Raw genomic sequence first — 18,002 nt, 5'->3', positions numbered from 1 at the left:
GATCTTCTACGGGATGATGTTAAATACAAACAGGATAGTGGTGATGAACAGCAATCCCAGTCCTGTAAGGAACAGATAGTCGGCACAGGTTTCAAGCTTGTTGCTTCGCAGGCCGGAAGACCGCATCGAAAGAAAAGAAAGGATACAGCTGGTCATGAAAAACAGGATGGCAACCGCCGCCACTTCATCCATTACCGTACGTTCTCCCTTATTGCCGAAAATGCGAAGCGATGTAATGAGGATAAAACAAATGCCTGTCAGGTTGGACGCTGCGTTGAGTATATGCGGTGATTTTTGAGGATCCGTTTTCATGGAACGAAGATTTAAGCAGCTGTTAAGGTAGTAAGAAAACCCTCCCGTGTCTTTTTGAGGAGGGGTCCCGATACAAATTTGTGATAATCTTAATAATCTTTTTTGGCACGGATGCTATGGAAAAGGAACCCGAGCCCCGGGTATTAATGATCTATTAAATTTAACAGGGGCGCTGGAAATCTGATGAAAATTAGCTAACTTACTTTAGTAAACGATTTCTAAAATTTTTAAACTTTGATTATGGAATTAAACGAATTTTTATTAAACGAGGATGAATTACAGGTGACCCGTTCGGAAGACCAGCACTATTCGGAAATGGATGGTGATGGTGCAGATGGCGACGGCAGCGATGGCGACGGATCGGATGCTACTGACGGTGATGGCGGTGCAGATGGTGATGGTGGTGCTGACGGCGACGGCAGTGATGCAGACGGATCAGACAATGCCTGATTCAGTAGGTAATTAGTTGAAAAAGCTGCGGCATATGCTGCGGCTTTTTTTGTTATCTTGTATCTCAAAACCACTTAATACATATGACCGATTTTTTTGATAAAATCATAGCACCCTGTTCTGTAGAAGCATTCTTCAATACTTATCATGAAAAAAAACTGCTGCATGTTCCCCGTAATGATCCTTCCTATTATGATCCGGTATTGACCGCTTCGGAAATATCGGCCTTTCTCGACCGGCAGGATATTTTTTATCCTTCATTGCGTATCGTGAAAAACGGGAAAGAGCTTCCTTCGGGTGAATATACCCTGAAAGGCGTGCCGATCGGGCATCACAAAAAGGACGGGATTATTCATACCGAAAAGGCGTTTGCGCTGTTTAATAGTGGTGCCACACTGGTGGTTCAGGCAGGGCAGCGTTATTTCGATCAGCTGTCAGCCTGTTGTATGGCGCTTTCGCAGCAATTCAATTCTCCGGTACAGGCGAACCTTTATATCACTCCCGATAAGTCGCAGGGGTTCAACCCGCACTGGGATACACATGATGTATTTGTACTTCAGATATCAGGTACCAAAACCTGGCACCTGTATGGGTTTGAAAAAGAACTGCCCACAAAGAGCCAGGGGTTTGTAAGCAAAGGATACAACAAGGAGCCGGAACAAACCTTGCAGCTGCGGCCCGGTGATTTCTTATATGTGCCGCGGGGTTACGTGCATGATGCAGTGGCCGACGACGGGATCTCGGCGCATATTACCATCGGCATCCTCTCGTTTACATGGGTACGGTATTTTGCTGAACTGCTGACACAACTGGAAGCCGAAAAAAGTTTCCGGGAAGCGGTTCCTTTCTGGCGGGATGATCTGGATGCGTTGATCAGGGAAAAAACAGCGCTGTTAAAAGAAACGCTGAGCGGGCTCCATTCCGCTGCTGCCCTGGAAAAGCTGAACAACCAGTATCAGAAAATGCAGCCACAGCAGGTGCATCATTATTTCGACAGCCTGCTTGGTCTGAAAGAACTGCAAAATGATGCGGTACTGCAACTGAACCGGAACGTGTTTTATGAAAGAGGGGAGGAGAATGGTCAGTGTTTTGTAAAATGTTTTGGAAAAACAATTTCCTTTAACGGTTCTTTAAAACCGGTAATAGATTATATATTTGATGCGGAGGCGTTTACCATAGCCGGCCTGCCGGGCGATCAGCCGGAGGAAGTAAAAAAGGCAGCGGTTACGCAACTGATCCGGGAAGGTGTGGTTTTTGCCCGGTCCGTTTAATCATACTAAAAATTAAAATCATTTCATTGAACAAGGCAGGCACCCGGCACGTTTTTTTTTGCAGCGCTGCATCCCGTTATTTTAAAGAAGAAATACACGGGTCGGCTGCCAATTATAATGGCTTTATCCTGCTGGAGCACAGTGATCCGTTCCCGGAAAAAATCGATCAGGCCCATTTCGATCCGCATTTTATTGCAGGGCTTCAGGATCTGGCGAAGAAAAGAAAGGCCAAGCTGCTGCTGATCCGTAACCGCAAAACGGATTTTAAGAGTTGCCGGCTGATCTATGTCGATTGCCTGCAGCAACGGTACCTGACCCTGCATTCAACACTCGCGGACGTGGCGGCCATCCGGCTGGAATATTATATCAATAACCCGGACGCTATATGGGAGACCGATCCGTTTTTTGTGGTATGCACCAACGGTAAAAAGGATAAGTGTTGTTCCAAGTTCGGTTTCCCGGTCTTTAAGTTCATCGAAAATCACGACAAGGCCGTAACCGTTTTTGAAAGCACCCATGTGGGCGGCGACCGCTTTGCCGCCAATGCGGTGTGCATGCCCTTTGGTATTTACTACGGACGTGTGATGGTGGAAGATGTGGATGCCATCCTGGATGCAACTGAGCTCCGGCGGATCCATTACGAGAATTACCGGGGGCTTTCCACCCGTTCGTTCCTGCATCAGTCGGTTGAATGCTATCTCAGGGAGCAGCTGCGCGATTTTTCCATCGATTTCGGATTTCGTATCGACGCGCATGAAGAGGCGAGGGAACATTTTAACTTTACCGTTACGGTAAACGAAACGCAATACCGGCTTTCCCTGTTTAAGAAGGTTATCCCTTATCCGTACTACCTTACCTGTAAGGCCCAGAAACCCGGCAATGTTACCAAATACCTGCTGGAAACGTTTACCCGTCTGTAAAGAAGCAGGACCGGAGCGGTTACTTTTGCTGCTGTTTTAATTGCTTCCGGAGGATTGCCTTCAACTGCTGAAAATTTTTGAGGGTTTCTTTTTCCATATCGTACTGCTCATCTTCCGTTTTGCCATGGCCCAATGAAGTGATATAATACAGCTGCCCGTTTTTAAAATAGGTAGTAGCGCTCCATACACTCACGTCATCGCGGTTCCCATTTACCAACAAGACCTCGCGCTCAAAAGCCTTTATCAATTTTCCTTTATCGAGATAATACTGGAGATCGTTTTCGAGAACGTTATTCTCAGCAGTCTTTTCCGACCAGTGCTTTTTTATTTTGAATAAACTGTTTTTGTACAGCCAGCAGCCGTATACTATCCCCCCTCGTTTTATTTCATGTTTAGTGAGCGCGCCGCTGTTCTCGATTGTATCAATCAGAAATTCAACCCGGTTCCTGTAAGCGGTGTCCTGCTGGGCATAAAGCACCGGCGGTACAAAATAAAGCAGGAGCAGGAAAAGTGGTTTCATACCTGTATGATTGAACTGTTAAATATACTCGATTCCGGCCGGTAATTACAGTGGTTATCATTGCCCGCCGGCAGTACTTCTCAGAGCGATCTGAGATCCAGCTCCATCTGGATATTAGCCCGCTTATAAGGACTGGGCCGGTTGGTGATCTTTTTAAAGCCCAGCTTGTAATAGAGGCTGATGGCAGGTTTTAGGCGGGTGTTGCTTTCGAGGTAAAGTTTGGATGCGCCGGCCTTCTTTGCCTTCCCAATGATGGCATCCGCCAGGAGCTTCCCGATGTTCTTTCCCTGTGCTGCGGGAGAAACGGCCATCTTCGCCATTTCATAATCATAGTCGGGATCATACATTTTTATAAGCGCACATACGCCTACCGGTTCATTATTATAAAGGGCTACCAGTATCGTACCCCCTTTACCGAGGATGTATTTTTCGGGGTGCGTCAGTGCGCGGACGTCGGCTGTTTCCATTTCGAAATGTTGTGATATCCATGCCTCGTTCAGTTTGCGGAATACGGTTTTGTATTTCGGCTCATAGTCAACGATACGCACCTGCCCGCTTTCCCGCAGCTTCTTTTGCTCCAGCACGCGGCGCGACAGGGATTTCTGTTCCAGGAGAAATTCCCATTCCTCGATGGCCTCCCACAGATCGTGTACTGCTTCGCCGGCCAGTACTTCCACCGCACTATTCACATCTGTACACTGATCCAGCACCTGCGGAATAAGGCTGTTGCCTTTTGCAGATAATGCCACAATGGTTTGCCGCCTGTCGCCGGCTTTTTTGTTTTCCGTGATCAGCCCCTTTGCGGTCATTTCGCGGACGATCCTGCTGACCGAAGGCTGTGAATGGCCGATCTCCTGGGCGATCTCTGTAATGGTCTTTTCCTCTTTGTTGGAAAGCATATAAAAAACGGGGAACCATTTTGCTTTCAGCGGGATCCGGTTCTGCTCATAGATCTTTTCGGCATCTTCCGTAAATACAGCAGCCAGTACCCGTAACCGGCTGCCCAGTGCCATTTTGCCTGTAAGGCGGTAAAATTCTTTTTCCATAATTAATTACATAACTGGTTATGCAAATATAAAACTCTTTTTGATACCGACCGGCAATTGTTTTTTTTAATTGCGCAGCGGGGTTTAAAGTCATTCCTGAAGGAAGATATTTAGTACATTTAGCGGGATGAATAATGCAGTGATCAAAAAGCTCAGGATCGTAAAAATCATACCTGAAACGGCGGATGCCAAAACTTTCGTTGTGGAGCCCCTGGGGGGATGGGAGGCTGTGTATCAGTCCGGTCAGTTCCTTACCCTTATTTTTTATAATCATCTGGGTGAACAGCGGCGTTCCTTCTCCATATCTTCCAGTCCTGCTGCCGGTGAAGCACTTTCTTTTACGGTAAAGAAACTGGATAATGGGGAATTCAGCCGGTATCTTATTTACAGGGCCCGGGTGGGAGATGTGCTGGAAACCTCCGGTATCAGCGGGTTCTTTGTATTGCCGGGCGATATAAAAGGAAAACGCTTCTGTTTCCTGGCCGCTGGCAGCGGGATCACGCCTTGCTTTTCGCTGATCAAAACGCTGCTGAAGACCACTACCGCGCAGGTGGTGTTGTTGTACAGCAACCGCTCGGAAACGGATACGATTTTTTACGAGCAGCTAAAGGTACTCCGGGAGACCTATGCCGACCGGTTGCTGATCCGTTTTATGTTCAGCAATCATCCTGAAGTATTGCAAAAGCGCCTGAGTCATTGGGTGCTGACCCATTTTGTGGAAAGCCATTTACCGGAAGACCTCCGGAAGCAGACGCTGTTCTATGTTTGCGGCCCCTATGACTATATGCTGATGGCGGGGATCTCTTTAAAAAGTAATGGCGTATCGGGCAGACAGATCATCAAGGAGGATTTTTATCCGTTGCCCCGCCTGGTAAAACCCAAACCGCCGGACCTGGATGCCCACCTGGTAACGCTTCATGTAGGAGGCACCGTGTATGAACTGGAAGTGCAGTATCCTCTCGCCATCACCGCTTCAGCGAGGAAAGCCGGCATCACACTGCCTTACAGTTGCGAATCGGGGCAATGCGGGAGTTGTGTAGCCACCTGTACCTCGGGAAATATATGGATGGCCTACAATGAGGTACTGACAGAAGAGGAGGTGGCTGCAGGCCGGGTACTTACCTGCCAGGGATACCCGGTGGGTGGAGATGCAATAGTTGTTTTTTGAAACCATGTTTTTGATTTCGGCGAAAAAACTCCAGTACTCGGCGAAGAAAATGGCGGGTTTATCGAATTTGCTTAATTAACATTTTTTTAAGCTCTAACTTTAATATACGCTCGCGAGAAACATTGACTATTTCTAAAAATGCTTAAAAGCGACCCGGGCTAACTGCTTTTTTTCAACTTTTTTTACAGCTACTATTTAAACGGATATTCCCTCCGGGGTGGTACTGTATTATTTTGCGGCTACTGCAGTGCTTTGCAACAGCGAATCCCGCTGCTGTTGTTTTTTCAGTATTTCGGGCAACCAGGGTGCAACACGGTTCTTTAAACTGTCGGCTGAAATAGTAAGTGCGGCGGGGTCCTGTACCAGGCGGTACCAGGGTTTGGGTTGTCCGAAGGGATATTGTCCAAATACCACAACAGGTGTGCCGGCTGCAAGCAGCTGATTGTTTTTCAGCAGCCATTGGTCGGCCCAGCCATATAAAAACCGCGCATCACGTTCCTGCAGCCGCATACAACTGTGTGAGGCAGGGTAACCCGGCAACGCATATTGGTGAAAACCGATGCCCCAGGTATTGTGTACATTGAAATTCCATTTTAAGATCCATTCGTCATCTACGGTACTGGTGGTTTGACGTGCCTTCCAATTGGTGAAATACAGGCGGGGAGGAGTGGGCTTTGTTTTTCGCCCGGTGTTGGTCTGGCCGGTCAAAACCATGCTGCCGTTCTCATAAGCAGCAAATACCTGTGCCGGCAATGAGAACACGATGATCTTTTTTACCTCTTTGAGAAACGGTACTTCTGTAGGGAAAGGCAGGTAGGCATTCAGGGGCAGCGAATAATCGCTGGGTACCAGGATACTGTCCAGCCGCAGGAGATGCACGGAATCTGTGCGGTTGACAGCGTTTAAAATGTCAAGGTGGCGGGCACCTTCAAAACTGTCCTTTGCAGACTGCCATTCCTTTTTTTTAATAAAGTGGTAGGTGACCCGGGGTGGTTCGGGTACCGGCTGCTCTTTTACAGTGGTATCTTTCAGAACCGGCGGATTGTTTCCGGAAGGTCGCTGCTCCGGCTGCCGGCATGCAAAAAAAGTAATACCAACGATAAAAGCAGTCAGGTATTTAGGGTTCATTTCAGATCAATTAAACTGCAATATCGGCAAAAAAAATTACAGACGAAAAGCGATGCTTTAAATCTTTATGGTCCGCTACCCCGGTAACAGCACAGCTACTGCAGCCTGCGACCGGCAGCAGGGCACTTCTTCCGCGCTCCTGCTTTTAGATCAGAAATCTGTATATTCGTAACCATACATTTTAAATAAAAATCACTATATGAAAAGAGAAAAATTGCGTGTCGGTATGATCGGCGGTGGTAAGGACGCTTTTATCGGAGCCGTACACCGCCTGGCGCTGAATATGGACGGACTGATCGAACTGAGCTGCGGTGCACTCAGCGTGCATCCGGATGTAGCCCGCGCCTCCGGCGAGATGCTCTTTCTGCCCGAAGACCGTACTTACCTGAGTTACGAAGAAATGATCAAGAAGGAAAGCCAGCTGCCGGAAGACAAGCGCATCCATTTTGTTTCGATTGTTACGCCCAACTTCGTACACTTTGCCCCGGCAATGATGGCGCTGGAGCATGGCTTTAATGTGGTTATCGAAAAGCCGATGGTGTTCAGCCTGGATGAAGCAAAGCAATTGCAGCAAAAGGTGAAGGAGACCGGGTTGATGTTGTGTCTTACGCACACCTATACCGGTTATCCGATGGTAAAGCAGGCGCGGCAGATGGTAGCGGAAGGGGCCTTTGGTAAAATAAGAAAAGTATACGTAGAATACCCGCAGGGCTGGTTAAGCCGTTTGTCTGAACGTGAAGGAAATGCGCAGGCAGCATGGCGGACAGACCCGACAAAAAGCGGGAAGAGTGGGTGTATGGGAGATATCGGCACACATGCAGCCAACCTTGCGGAATATATCACCGGTCAGAAGATCTCTAAGCTTTGTGCGGATCTGAATACGATCGTGGAGGGACGTAACCTGGATGACGACGGCGCCGTACTGTTGAAATTTGACCAGGGCGCTTCCGGGGTGCTCATTGCCAGCCAGGTGGCTGCCGGTGAAGAAAATGCATTGGAGATTAAAATTTATGGAGAAAACGGCGGACTGGAATGGCATCAGCAGGAACCCAACACCTTACTGGTGAAATGGCTGGATGCGCCGACACAGGTATACCGCGCAGGGAACGGCTATCTCGGTGATTATGCGAAACACAATTGCCGCACACCGGGAGGGCATCCGGAGGGATACCTGGAAGCGTTTGCCAATCATTACCGCAATTTTGCAACGGCCCTGCAGGCAAAACTGAATCATGAAACACCTTCAAAAGAAAGTCTTGATTTCCCTTCCGTGGATGACGGGGTACGCGGGATGGCATTTATCGATAACGTAGTGGCCTCTGCGCAATCGGACCAGAAATGGTGGGATTTTGTGGTTTGAGGGGAAGATGAAGTGAGAAGCGGGAGGTGAGATGAATCTGGCTTTTGGCGGTCAGTTGCCGGTGATCCAACGAATACAGATCCGGCGGCTGACCGCTGATGGCTTATAGCTGACTGCTGATCGCTGACGCGTATAACGCAGCTCCCTATTTTATAATATCTCCTTTAAGACGCATGAGCTCGGTTTCGGACAGCTTGGTATTGTACCGCGCTTCAATAAGGCGGTCGTAAGCCTGCGCCAGGCTCAGTTGTGCTTCCCGCAGCTGTACCAGGGTGGCCATTCCCAGTTTGTAGGTCCGGAACACAATGTCCACATTTTCTTTTGCCAGCTCGATGTTTTCCTCTTCCAGTTTTAATGCACGTTTCTGCTGATCATAATTCTTGTAGGAATTAACAACGTTCAGATGAAGGAGTGACAGCTGGTTGTCGTAATTCAGCTCCTCCATTTTCAGTCCCCACTGGCTTTGCTTAATATCCCGCCTTGCTATCGATTGGTTGAATATGGGAATGCTTGCGGTAAGGCCGTAATTGTACCCGTGACTTTGATTGAACAGGGTGGAGAACGGGTTGATCACTTTTTTATTTTCCGTCCGTGTAAAATTGTACATGGAGTTGAAGGAAAGCGTGGGATAAAGTCCGGCCCTGCTTTCTTTCAGTGTGTATTGTGCAATACTGATCCTTGATTTTGCCAGCTGAAGGGTGGGATTGCTTTGCTCGATATCTTCCAGGATATTTCCCAGCACGAGGTCGTTATTCAGCGGGATCGTATCCGGTATGTCGAAGGCAGCTCCGCTGATCTGGCTGTTCATCGCCTGTGCCAGCTGTTCTTTAAGCTGTGCCACCTGTACCTCCTGCTGCATCCGCAGCGATTTCTGGCTGTTGAGGTCCACTTTGCTTTGAAGTACATCCGGTTTTGCGCCGGTGCCGATGTCAAGCTTGTTTTGTGCCAGTTTGGCCCGTTCCTGGTTCAGACCGATCTGTACATCGGTAGCGGTGATCTGTTGCTTTACTCTTGCGATCGCATAATAATTGGTGATCACGGCGGCGATGGTGTTTACGATCTGTTCCCTGGCGCTGTATTCACCGGCTTCCAGCAATGCTGTGGCCTTATCGCGCGTAGCAAACATCTTCAACCCGTCAAACAGTACCCAGTTCAGACTTACATTGGCCTGCACATTGTTGCTGCGGATATTGTTCGACTTGCGTTCGGTTCCGTCTGCAAGGGTCTGCTTTTGATTATTATTGGTATTGGTAAGTCCGGCATTCCCGTTTAATGTGGGAAGGAATACCATATTCCGGTAACTGTAATCGATAGCGGCGATCATGGAATCATTCCGCGACAACTGGATCTGGTAGTTATTCATCAACGCAGTAGCAATGGCTTCTTCCAGGGTCAGAAGCCGCTGTGCCCCGGCGTTGATGGCAAATGCCGGGAAGGCAAAAAGGGTTGCTATTATTTTAGGAAGTCTTTTCTTCATCGAGTAACGGTTGTCTGGCTTCTTCCAGGCGAAGTTCTTCATCAAATTCTTTATTCTTTTTATTGGCCGACAAATAGCTGTAAATGGCGGGGATCACATACAACGTGAGTATCAGTGAAAAAATAACCCCGCCTACAATAACGATTCCCAGCGGGATCCGGCTGGTGGCCGCCGCCCCCAGCGAGAGGGCAATGGGCAGGGCACCTAGCGCCATGGTCATGCTGGTCATTAAAATAGGCCGTAAACGCTGCCCCGCTGCAAATATCACCGCGTCGGTCTTGTTCATATTTTTCTTTCGACTCTGATTGGCAAACTCCACGATCAGGATCCCGTTCTTGGTCACCAGTCCGATCAGCATGATCATCCCGATCTCGGAGAAAATATTCAGTGTATGGCCAAAGATCCAGAGGGAGAGAAGGGCCCCGGCCATGGCCAAAGGTACAGTGATCATGATAATGAAAGGATCAACAAAACTTTCGAATTGCGCTGCAAGGATCAGAAAGATCAGGCCCAGGGCCAGCAGGAAGGCAAAGCTGGTATTGGAGCTGCTTTCTGCAAAGTCGCGCGAAGAACCGCTGAGGGAAGTGGTAAAAGATTCATCCAGCATTTTCTGGGCGATCCGGTTCATTTCCTTTACCCCGTCGCCCACGGTGTGGCCCTCGGTAAGACCGGCAGATATGGTGGCGGATTTGTAACGATTGAAATGGTAGATCGTCGGTGGCGTTGTCGATTCCACGGCGGTGGTAATATTGTCCAGGCTGATCAGCTGTCCCTGGTTATTGCGGACGTATATTTTTTTCAGGTCATTGGGGTCATCCCGGTCGATGCGGTCCACCTGCGCCATTACCTGGTATTGTTTCCCGCTCCGGGTAAAATAGCCCAGGCGCTGGTTACTGTAAGCAGTCTGCAGTGCCTGGGATACATCACCCACCGTGATCCCCAGTTGTGCCGCTTTCAGCCGGTCGACATGCACCCTTATTTCCGGTTTGTTGAATTTCAGGTCGGCATCCACCTGTTGCAGGATATCGCTTTTATTGCATTCATCGAGAAATTTGGGAAGCATCTCGGAGAGCTTTTCAAAGTCGTTGTTCTGGATGACGAACTGCACATCCTGTCCGCCGCGGCGGTTCACCTGTATGGTCTGGTCCTGTATGGCGAAGGCCCTTGCTTCTGTGTATTTTGATACATGGCGGTTCACATAATCCACGATCTCTTTCTGCGAGCGTCCCCGGTCGTGAGGAGGTACCAGCCGCACGCGCACCATACCCGAGTTGGCATTGCCGCTCATCCGCGAACCGGTGATGGAAAGAACGATCTCTTTTTCCGGAACGGAATCGATCAGGAACTGAGATACTTTGTCTACATATTTGTCCATCGCATAAAAGGAAGTCCCCTCCGGTGCCGTAAGGTTCAGCCGGAACTGGCTCTTGTCTTCCATAGGGGCAAGCTCGGATTGGATATTGCGGCCGATCACCACAATAATGCAAAAGCAGGCAAGAACGATCAGCCAGGATACCCACCGCACTTTCATGAATGCTTTTAATGATCGCTCATAGTATTGCTCCATTCCCCGGAAAAACGGTTCTGTTTTGTTATAAAACCAGGAGTGCTTGTGTACATTTTTTTTGGAAAGGAATACGTTCAGCACCGGGGTCAGTGTAAGGGATACGAAGGCTGAGATCAGCACCGCACCGGCCACCACGATCCCGAATTCGCGGAACAGGCTGCCCACAAAACCCTGGAGAAAGATGATCGGCATAAATACCACAGCGAGGGTGATCGAAGTGGCAATTACCGCAAAGTAAATCTCCTTCGATCCTTCCAGGGCGGCCTTGCGCTTGCTCATGCCCTGTTCCAGTTTTTTGAAGATATTTTCCGTGACCACGATACCATCATCCACCACCAGACCGGTGGCCAGCACGATGGCCAGCAGGGAGAGCACGTTGATGGTATAGCCCATCACATACATGATAAAAAAAGCTCCGATCAACGACACGGGTATATCGATAAGGGGGCGCACCGACAGGATCCAGTCCCTGAAGAACAGATAGATAATGATCACCACGAGGCCGATCGCAATAAAAAGGGTTTCCTCCACTTCCGTGATCGATTTCTTGATGTATTCGGTCTGATCCAGCGCAATGTTCAGTTTGATATCTGAAGGAACTTCTTTTTTTATTGTCTCCAGCCTTTTGTAAAATTCTTCCGAGATGGAAACATAGTTAGCCCCGGGTTGCGGGATGATGGCCAGGGCGATCATGGGGATGGCACTTTCCTTCAGTGCCGACTCTTCATTCTCCGGACCCAGTACCACATGTGCTACATCTTTGACCCGTATGTCAGCACCTCCGTCGTTCTTGATGATGATGTTCTCAAACTCTTCTTCGGTATCCAGCCGGCCGAATGTGCGGATGGTCAGCTCTGTATTTTCGCCTGTCAGCTTTCCGGACGGAAGCTCGATGTTCTCCCGCTGGAGCGCGGTCTGTATGTCCGTGGAGGTAATGTTGAACGCCGCCATTTTATTGGGATCCAGCCACAGCCGCATGGCAAAACGTTTCTCTCCCCAGGTGTCGATACTGCTCACACCGGGAATGGTCTGCAACCGGTCGACAAGATTGTTGGTAGCATATTCGGTGAGTTCCAGCGGGTTTTTGGTACTGCTTTGTACCGTCATGGAAAGGATCGGTTCTGCGCTGGCATCGGCCTTGGTAACGGCAGAGGGTTCTTCCAGGTCGGGCGGGAGCTGTCGTTGCGCAGCAGATACTTTATCACGTACATCGTTTGCTGCTGCTTCCAGGTTGGCGCCTACTTCAAATTCCACATTGATATTGGAGCTCCCGTTGCTGCTGCTGGAAGTGATGTTCCGGATGCCTGCAATGCCGTTGATGGCATCCTCGAGCGGCTCGGTGATCTGACTTTCGATAATATCGGCATTGGCACCGGGATAAGTGGTGCGCACACTGATGTTGGGAGGATCGATGGCCGGGTAATCCCGTACCCCCAGGAACTTGAACCCGATAAACCCGAACACAATGATCACCACATTCATCACGATGGCGAGCACCGGCCGTCTCAAACTTAGCTCTGAAATATTCATCCGTAAAGTATTCGATGATATTCAATCACCTTTTTCAATTAATTATTTTATTGATGCTCACCTGGGAGTTGGGCTTGGTGGCCATTACCCCGGTCACCAGGATGGTATCACCCGTTTTCAGTCCGTTGGTGATCTCCACCCTTGCGGAGTCCCTGCTTCCTGTCTGTACATCGGTAAAGATGGCCTTGCTATTGTTAACAAGGATCACCTGTTTGCCCCGGGCAGTGGGCAGGATGGACTGGGTGGGAATAAAGAGGGCATTGCTTTTTGGTGCAAAGCCGATCTTCACCTTGGCAAAAGCCCCGGGGATCAATCCCTGGGTTGTGCCGGTTACCACGCCGCGTACAGTGAGGCTTCTGTTGGTAACTGCAACATTCGACTCGGTGGCAGTAACCTTTGCGGTATAAGTGGTATTGGTTCCCTCAACGGTAAAATCGACCACCTGGCCGGGATGTATCTGCGCCGTGTATTTTTCGGGCACGACAAAATCAATTTTTATGGTGCTGGTCTGGTTGATCGTGGCAATAATAGTGAGCGGCGTTACATAGGCTCCCGGGCTGATGGCTTTTAAGCCGATCTTTCCGTCAAACGGGGCGCGGACAACGGTGCGGGAAATCTCTGTCTGAACCAGGGCGATGTCCGCCTGGATGTTCTGGAGGGTGAGCAGGCTGGCATCATAATCCTGTTTACTGATACCCTGTATATCCACCAGCTGCCTTGCCCGGTCTTCATTGACCTTTGCTATTTTCTGCTGTGTCTCCAGTTTTTTCAGCTGGGCCTGAAGATCGCCGTCGTAGATTTTGGCCAATACCGTTCCCCTGGCCACCCACTGGCCTTCCCTGATATGAAGCTGAACCACTCTTCCGGAGACCTCCGGGTGGATCTCGGTAACCTCATTGGCGACAATGGTGCCCGGTGTTTCTATGTTTTCTGCAAATGATTCTGTTTTTACAATGAACCCGTCTACTTTAGCGGCGCTCCTTTTCTGACCGGCGGGCGGCGCCTTTGTCTTTTCACCACAAGCAACCATACTCACTACAAGCAGCAGAAAGAACAAGGGGCTGAAATTCCTATTCAAATGAATGGTTTTTAGTTATATAATTAAATAATCCGTATAAGATCTATGAGACTCCTTTATGGCAAAAACCTTGCGTAAAATTGCAGTTTTTTCAGCGTTCAACAAAGCACCGGGTATTCTTAATCGGCGATCAGTGTGCCGGAAACGTTCCAGGCACTGAAGCTGGACCCTTCGGGCGGGCCCTGTGGTATCTTTACCTGCAGGGTATACTCGCCTGCCTCAAGGTTGCCGAGATCGATCCGGAACGGATTGGTAACGGTTCCCGGACACCAGTTGGAGCGGCTGAGATCCGAAGAAGACAGGCCATTGTTAAAATTGCCGGAGGCGGGATTGTACAGGCGGTAGGTGCCACAATCCTGTCTCCAGGGAATAATGTTGAAGATGATCTTATTGTTAAGAAGAATGGTATTCTGCCTGGGCACAAATTCATCGCCGTTGCCCCAGCCGCCATGGCCGGTAGTGGTATACAGGAGGCGGGCATTCCGGAGCGGCGTATCCAGCCGGAAGTGCACCACCAGTCCTTTTTCATTATCGAACATAGTGGCGTATTCCTGCCCGGCCATTTCCATAATGTTTAATGTATTGAATAAAGGAATAATGTGTTGCTGCGGCTGGTCCGGTCCGCCCCGGTGAAGTGTGATCGTTGCATTGATCCGGTGTCCGCCCCTGTCATAATTGCCAATAAAAACGCCGATCCAGACCTCCCGGTTGCTGAGTGCGGCTGCAAAGTCGGTTATATCCTGACGGTAGGGAACGGCTTCTTCCCATTGTTTGTCTTTAAGCCGGATGTGGTTGTACTGTTTGATGCCAAAGGGTGTAAAAAAACGCATCAGCTCGATGGGTGGGGTATAACCGGGAGTGGCAACCACGCCCTGGTATTTTTTCCCGTTGCCGTTGGTGTAAACGGGAAGGGTCGCAGCGCCGTTCTTCAGCCCGTCGAGAAAGGATTGTTTTTTGTCAACCGGTATCAGGAACACGGTGCCGGTGCGGTCATAGGCATCCCCGTTGGATTGTTCTGTAAGGTCGAGGAACAGGCTGCTGCCTTTTCCGATCTCCGGAAAGCGCAGCTTTTTTACCACGATGGTGCCGTTGGCAAAACGCAGTACCTCACCGGTACTTTTGCTGGTATCCGAAAAATTGATGACCTGGTCCCGGAATAGGGGAATGGCGGTGAAACGGCTTTTCCAGATGGCATCCCGGTAGCTGAGCAGGTCCATAGACGGTGCGGTGCGGCGCAGGAAACCGGGAAGGACCAGCCGCTGCTTTTCAACCTTTTCCGCTTTTATTATATTATTCCCGTTGCGGACCTGTTCCAGCACCAGCCCCAGGTTTTGACCAAGGACGGTAGGAGCTCCCTTTACGGGAAGCTGATCAGTATACCACAGTTCAATGGTGTTGGAATTGACAACGGTTTTTGCTTTTTTACATTGATATCCCAATATATCTTTTGTGCCGGGAAGCAATTCAAACTGCTGACCGCGCAATGCTGTATCCGAAGCGGAAATGCTTTCCTGTTCATTTAAAAAGGCGAATAACTCCTGGCGGTTGCCCGGACGGTTGATAAGCGACAGCTCAAAGGGATAGGAGCCGTTACCGCTGAAATCCTTTTCCGATGTGACAAGCGTTTGATGCGGCCCCGCAAACACCCAGATCTTATGCTGCCCTTCGGGCGTTTTACCATTGAAGCTGGACGTATAGGTGATCTTATATACCTGGTTATCTGTGAAAGTTACCTGGGCCCCTGTAGCCAATTGAAGAACCGAAAGTGCAGCTAGGAATAGGGATGCTTTTATTTTCATTGTATCCTGTTAAGGAAAACAAAGATAAGTGCCCGGGCGGTGCCCCTTCAAAAATAAAGGGGGTTTTGTGATCCGTTATTTTTGATAGGTCTTTATTTTAACCGATTTTCCGTTCCGGATGGCGTACTCGGTATAAAAAGTATATTGACTGTCTTCATAAACGCGGACCTCGCGGATGAGGTAAAATTTTTTGCCCACCCAACGGTAAAAAGCATCTCCTTCATTTCCCCTTCCATCGGCATCTGATTTCCGGATCTCTTTTGTTTTTGAATTAAAGTCCAGGTATCCCAATTCATCCAGGTCTTTATCAGAAACAAACTGCCGGGTCTGCGGATGGTAAATGAAATACAGGTAAGCACCATCATTCTTTATTGCCTGCGGGTAATAAACGGGGATTTTCAGGTCCGGATAGCCGTCGAAATCCAGATCTTCCAGCTCGATCGTTCCATAATCGTCGTACATGGCTTCGTCAAAACCGCCCAGCTCCCGGGTACTTTTTTTCTCCGGATCATAAATGATGAGTTGATTCGCTTTTGTATAGGTCTGCCGGTTACCACCAGCGTTCTCTTCTTCGCCTTTGTAAAGATGCAGCCGGAAATCCCATTTCTGAAAATCGTTTGCCGATTCATTCTCGGTGCGTTTTAGTTGTACGGGAAGGGTATTCCCATTGGTACCGGTCCAGCTGCCGGTAAGCATTTCGCCGCCGATGGCATTCAGCTGAAAGCTGCCGGTTGTTTCATGTTGCTGCAATTGCGGATTGTAGGCCGATTCGGTGAGGGATGCTCCGGCCGCATCAGACCGGCCTTCCAGATAGATCAGGGCGGTGCTTCCTTTCCTGGTGTAGTAGTATTGCCCCCACAGGGAATCAGCGCTTTTGGTCTGCCGGATCTTCAGTTCCACCGGATAAGTACCGATCGTTCCGCTGTAGTTTAACCAGGTGTACACGACGGTTTTCTGACCATGGGCAGCAGAAAAAAGCAGGATAAGCAGGAGGGTTGACAGTTCTTTTTTCACTTGTGCTTTTTATGAGTTGGTTTTTGTCAGAAGCTGGCGCGGATCACCCGTAATACATTACCGCCAAGTATTTTCCGGATGGATCTTTTGCTGTAACCGCGTTTCAGCAGTTCTTCCGTTATTTTTGGATAGCAGCTTACGTCTTCCAGTCCCACGGGTACGGAACCGATCCCATCAAAGTCGGAGCCGATGCCTACATAGTTATCGCCGACCAGTTTTACGATGTAGTCGATATGATCCACCACATCTGAAAGGGTGGGGCGCACCGCATCGGTTTCTTTCCTGTAATAGTTTCTCCATTGTTTACGTGCCTGGAGGGAGTCGCCCGTATTGGCGAGAACGGAATCAATAAACTGTTTTCTGAAATTATCCGATAGCAGGGCGGCCCTGTCTTCAAATGTTTTGCTGATAAAGCCCGAATAGAAATTAATGCAGATGACCCCGCCGTTTTTGGCTACAGCCCTGATCTGGTCGTCGGTTACATTACGGAAAACAGGGCAAAGATTATAAACGGAACTGTGCGATAAAATAACGGGTTTGGAGCTGACGGCGATAGCGTCATAAAAGGTCTGCTCCCCGGTATGGGAGAGGTCTACGAGAACACCGAGTTCGTTTAATTTTTTTACAACGGATCTTCCGAACGCGGTAAGCCCTTTGTGATGTAAGGTATCCGCATGAAGCGTTTCGTCCATTGCGCTGGTGGCCCAGGAATTGCTGTTGTTCCAGGTAAGGGTAAGATAGCGCATGCCTCTTTTCTGAAGGGCTTCGAGTTTGCCGAGGTCATCCTCGATCATATGCCCGCCTTCCACACCGATCAGGCCCACGAGTTTTTTTTGTTTTACCCCGCTTTTTATTTCTTTATAGGTACGGGCCAGCAGGATCTGTTGCGGATGGCGGCTAACCAGTGCTTCCAGGGAGTCGATCTGGTCATTGGCATCCGCATATACCCCTTTGGGATTGTGGGCAACCGGCCCGGTAAAAACGGAAAAGAACTGCACATCCAGCCCGCCTTTTTTCCAGCGGATAAAATCCGTGTGCCGGTCGGGCTGCGGCCGGGAGATATCCCTTCCTTCAGATATGGATGAGGAAATAACATCATTATGTCCATCGATAAGGATGGCTTTATTATGGATCTTCGCTGCCTTTTGTGCCATTGCCGGAAAAGAGCCCAGCAGCAGGCATAAAAGCCCTGTTGTTTTTAAACCTTGCAGATTCATTTTTTGTCGCATATTGAACTGTTGTCACAACGGTGACAAGGCACGAAGGTACGCGAAGATTTGTTTTTTGCTTTTGGGGCATTCCGGCTTGTAGCTTTATTGCCACTGAAGCACTGCAGACCGGTACCGGGCAGCTGCTTTGCCA

The 18,002-nt window shown here is 49.2% G+C and carries 15 protein-coding genes; 5 read left to right on the top strand and 10 right to left on the bottom strand.

Annotation, left to right across the window (positions count from 1 at the left end):
* Positions 1–6 precede the first annotated feature (6 nt).
* The gene (locus K7B07_RS00380) at positions 7–312 is read right to left on the bottom strand and encodes a hypothetical protein (protein WP_223706416.1); all 306 of its coding nucleotides are present in this window, start codon (positions 310–312) and stop codon (positions 7–9) included.
* Between the two features lie 240 nt (positions 313–552).
* On the opposite strand from K7B07_RS00380, the gene K7B07_RS00375 reads away from it, so the two are divergent.
* From K7B07_RS00375 to K7B07_RS00365, 3 genes are all read left to right on the top strand, one after another.
* On the top strand, positions 553–762 hold the full coding sequence (locus tag K7B07_RS00375; protein WP_223706415.1) for a hypothetical protein: 210 nt from the start codon (positions 553–555) through the stop codon (positions 760–762).
* An 83-nt stretch (positions 763–845) separates the two neighbouring features.
* Positions 846–2,033 carry a cupin domain-containing protein gene (locus tag K7B07_RS00370; RefSeq protein WP_223706413.1) on the top strand — a complete coding sequence of 396 codons (1,188 nt, stop codon included), beginning with the start codon at positions 846–848 and terminating at the stop codon, positions 2,031–2,033.
* A gap of 26 nt (positions 2,034–2,059) precedes the next feature.
* Positions 2,060–2,953: a sucrase ferredoxin gene (locus tag K7B07_RS00365; protein ID WP_223706411.1), complete on the top strand. Its 894-nt coding sequence runs from the start codon at positions 2,060–2,062 to the stop codon at positions 2,951–2,953.
* A gap of 19 nt (positions 2,954–2,972) precedes the next feature.
* On the opposite strand, the gene K7B07_RS00360 is transcribed toward K7B07_RS00365, so the two are convergent.
* Both K7B07_RS00360 and K7B07_RS00355 read right to left on the bottom strand, forming a co-directional pair.
* Entirely contained in the window at positions 2,973–3,473 is a 501-nt protein-coding gene (locus K7B07_RS00360; RefSeq protein WP_223706409.1) for a hypothetical protein, read from the bottom strand.
* A gap of 80 nt (positions 3,474–3,553) precedes the next feature.
* Entirely contained in the window at positions 3,554–4,519 is a 966-nt protein-coding gene (locus K7B07_RS00355; RefSeq protein ID WP_223706407.1) for a bifunctional helix-turn-helix transcriptional regulator/GNAT family N-acetyltransferase, read from the bottom strand.
* Between the two features lie 127 nt (positions 4,520–4,646).
* On the opposite strand from K7B07_RS00355, the gene K7B07_RS00350 reads away from it, so the two are divergent.
* Positions 4,647–5,687 carry a flavin reductase family protein gene (locus tag K7B07_RS00350; protein ID WP_223706405.1) on the top strand — a complete coding sequence of 347 codons (1,041 nt, stop codon included), beginning with the start codon at positions 4,647–4,649 and terminating at the stop codon, positions 5,685–5,687.
* 228 nt (positions 5,688–5,915) lie between these two features.
* Here K7B07_RS00350 and K7B07_RS00345 read toward each other — a convergent pair whose 3' ends face one another.
* Positions 5,916–6,815, bottom strand: coding sequence for a L,D-transpeptidase (locus tag K7B07_RS00345; protein ID WP_223706403.1), 900 nt, complete (start codon positions 6,813–6,815; stop codon positions 5,916–5,918).
* A 199-nt stretch (positions 6,816–7,014) separates the two neighbouring features.
* Between K7B07_RS00345 and K7B07_RS00340 the strand changes: the two genes are divergently transcribed.
* Positions 7,015–8,175 (top strand): Gfo/Idh/MocA family protein, encoded by a 1,161-nt coding sequence (locus K7B07_RS00340; RefSeq protein WP_223706401.1) that lies wholly within the window; start codon positions 7,015–7,017, stop codon positions 8,173–8,175.
* A 145-nt stretch (positions 8,176–8,320) separates the two neighbouring features.
* Here the strand turns inward: K7B07_RS00340 and K7B07_RS00335 are convergent, their stop codons facing one another.
* The 6 genes from K7B07_RS00335 to K7B07_RS00310 form a co-directional block, all read right to left on the bottom strand.
* On the bottom strand, positions 8,321–9,694 hold the full coding sequence (locus K7B07_RS00335; RefSeq protein WP_223706399.1) for a TolC family protein: 1,374 nt from the start codon (positions 9,692–9,694) through the stop codon (positions 8,321–8,323).
* Positions 9,633–12,749, bottom strand: coding sequence for an efflux RND transporter permease subunit (locus tag K7B07_RS00330; RefSeq protein WP_223706397.1), 3,117 nt, complete (start codon positions 12,747–12,749; stop codon positions 9,633–9,635). The genes K7B07_RS00335 and K7B07_RS00330 overlap by 62 nt, the downstream gene beginning before the upstream one ends.
* Positions 12,750–12,783: 34 nt before the next feature.
* Positions 12,784–13,827, bottom strand: coding sequence for an efflux RND transporter periplasmic adaptor subunit (locus K7B07_RS00325; RefSeq protein ID WP_223706395.1), 1,044 nt, complete (start codon positions 13,825–13,827; stop codon positions 12,784–12,786).
* Between the two features lie 119 nt (positions 13,828–13,946).
* Positions 13,947–15,626, bottom strand: coding sequence for a PNGase F N-terminal domain-containing protein (locus K7B07_RS00320; protein WP_223706393.1), 1,680 nt, complete (start codon positions 15,624–15,626; stop codon positions 13,947–13,949).
* Between the two features lie 75 nt (positions 15,627–15,701).
* Complete coding sequence (locus K7B07_RS00315) at positions 15,702–16,640, bottom strand: XAC2610-related protein (protein WP_223706391.1); 939 nt, start codon at positions 16,638–16,640, stop codon at positions 15,702–15,704.
* Positions 16,641–16,666: 26 nt separating this feature from the next.
* Positions 16,667–17,857: a dipeptidase gene (locus K7B07_RS00310; protein ID WP_223706389.1), complete on the bottom strand. Its 1,191-nt coding sequence runs from the start codon at positions 17,855–17,857 to the stop codon at positions 16,667–16,669.
* Positions 17,858–18,002: the final 145 nt, after the last annotated feature.

It is taken from the genome of Niabella beijingensis (genome assembly GCF_020034665.1).
GTDB lineage: Bacteria > Bacteroidota > Bacteroidia > Chitinophagales > Chitinophagaceae > Niabella > Niabella beijingensis.
This window is presented reverse-complemented; position numbering and strand designations above follow the sequence as displayed.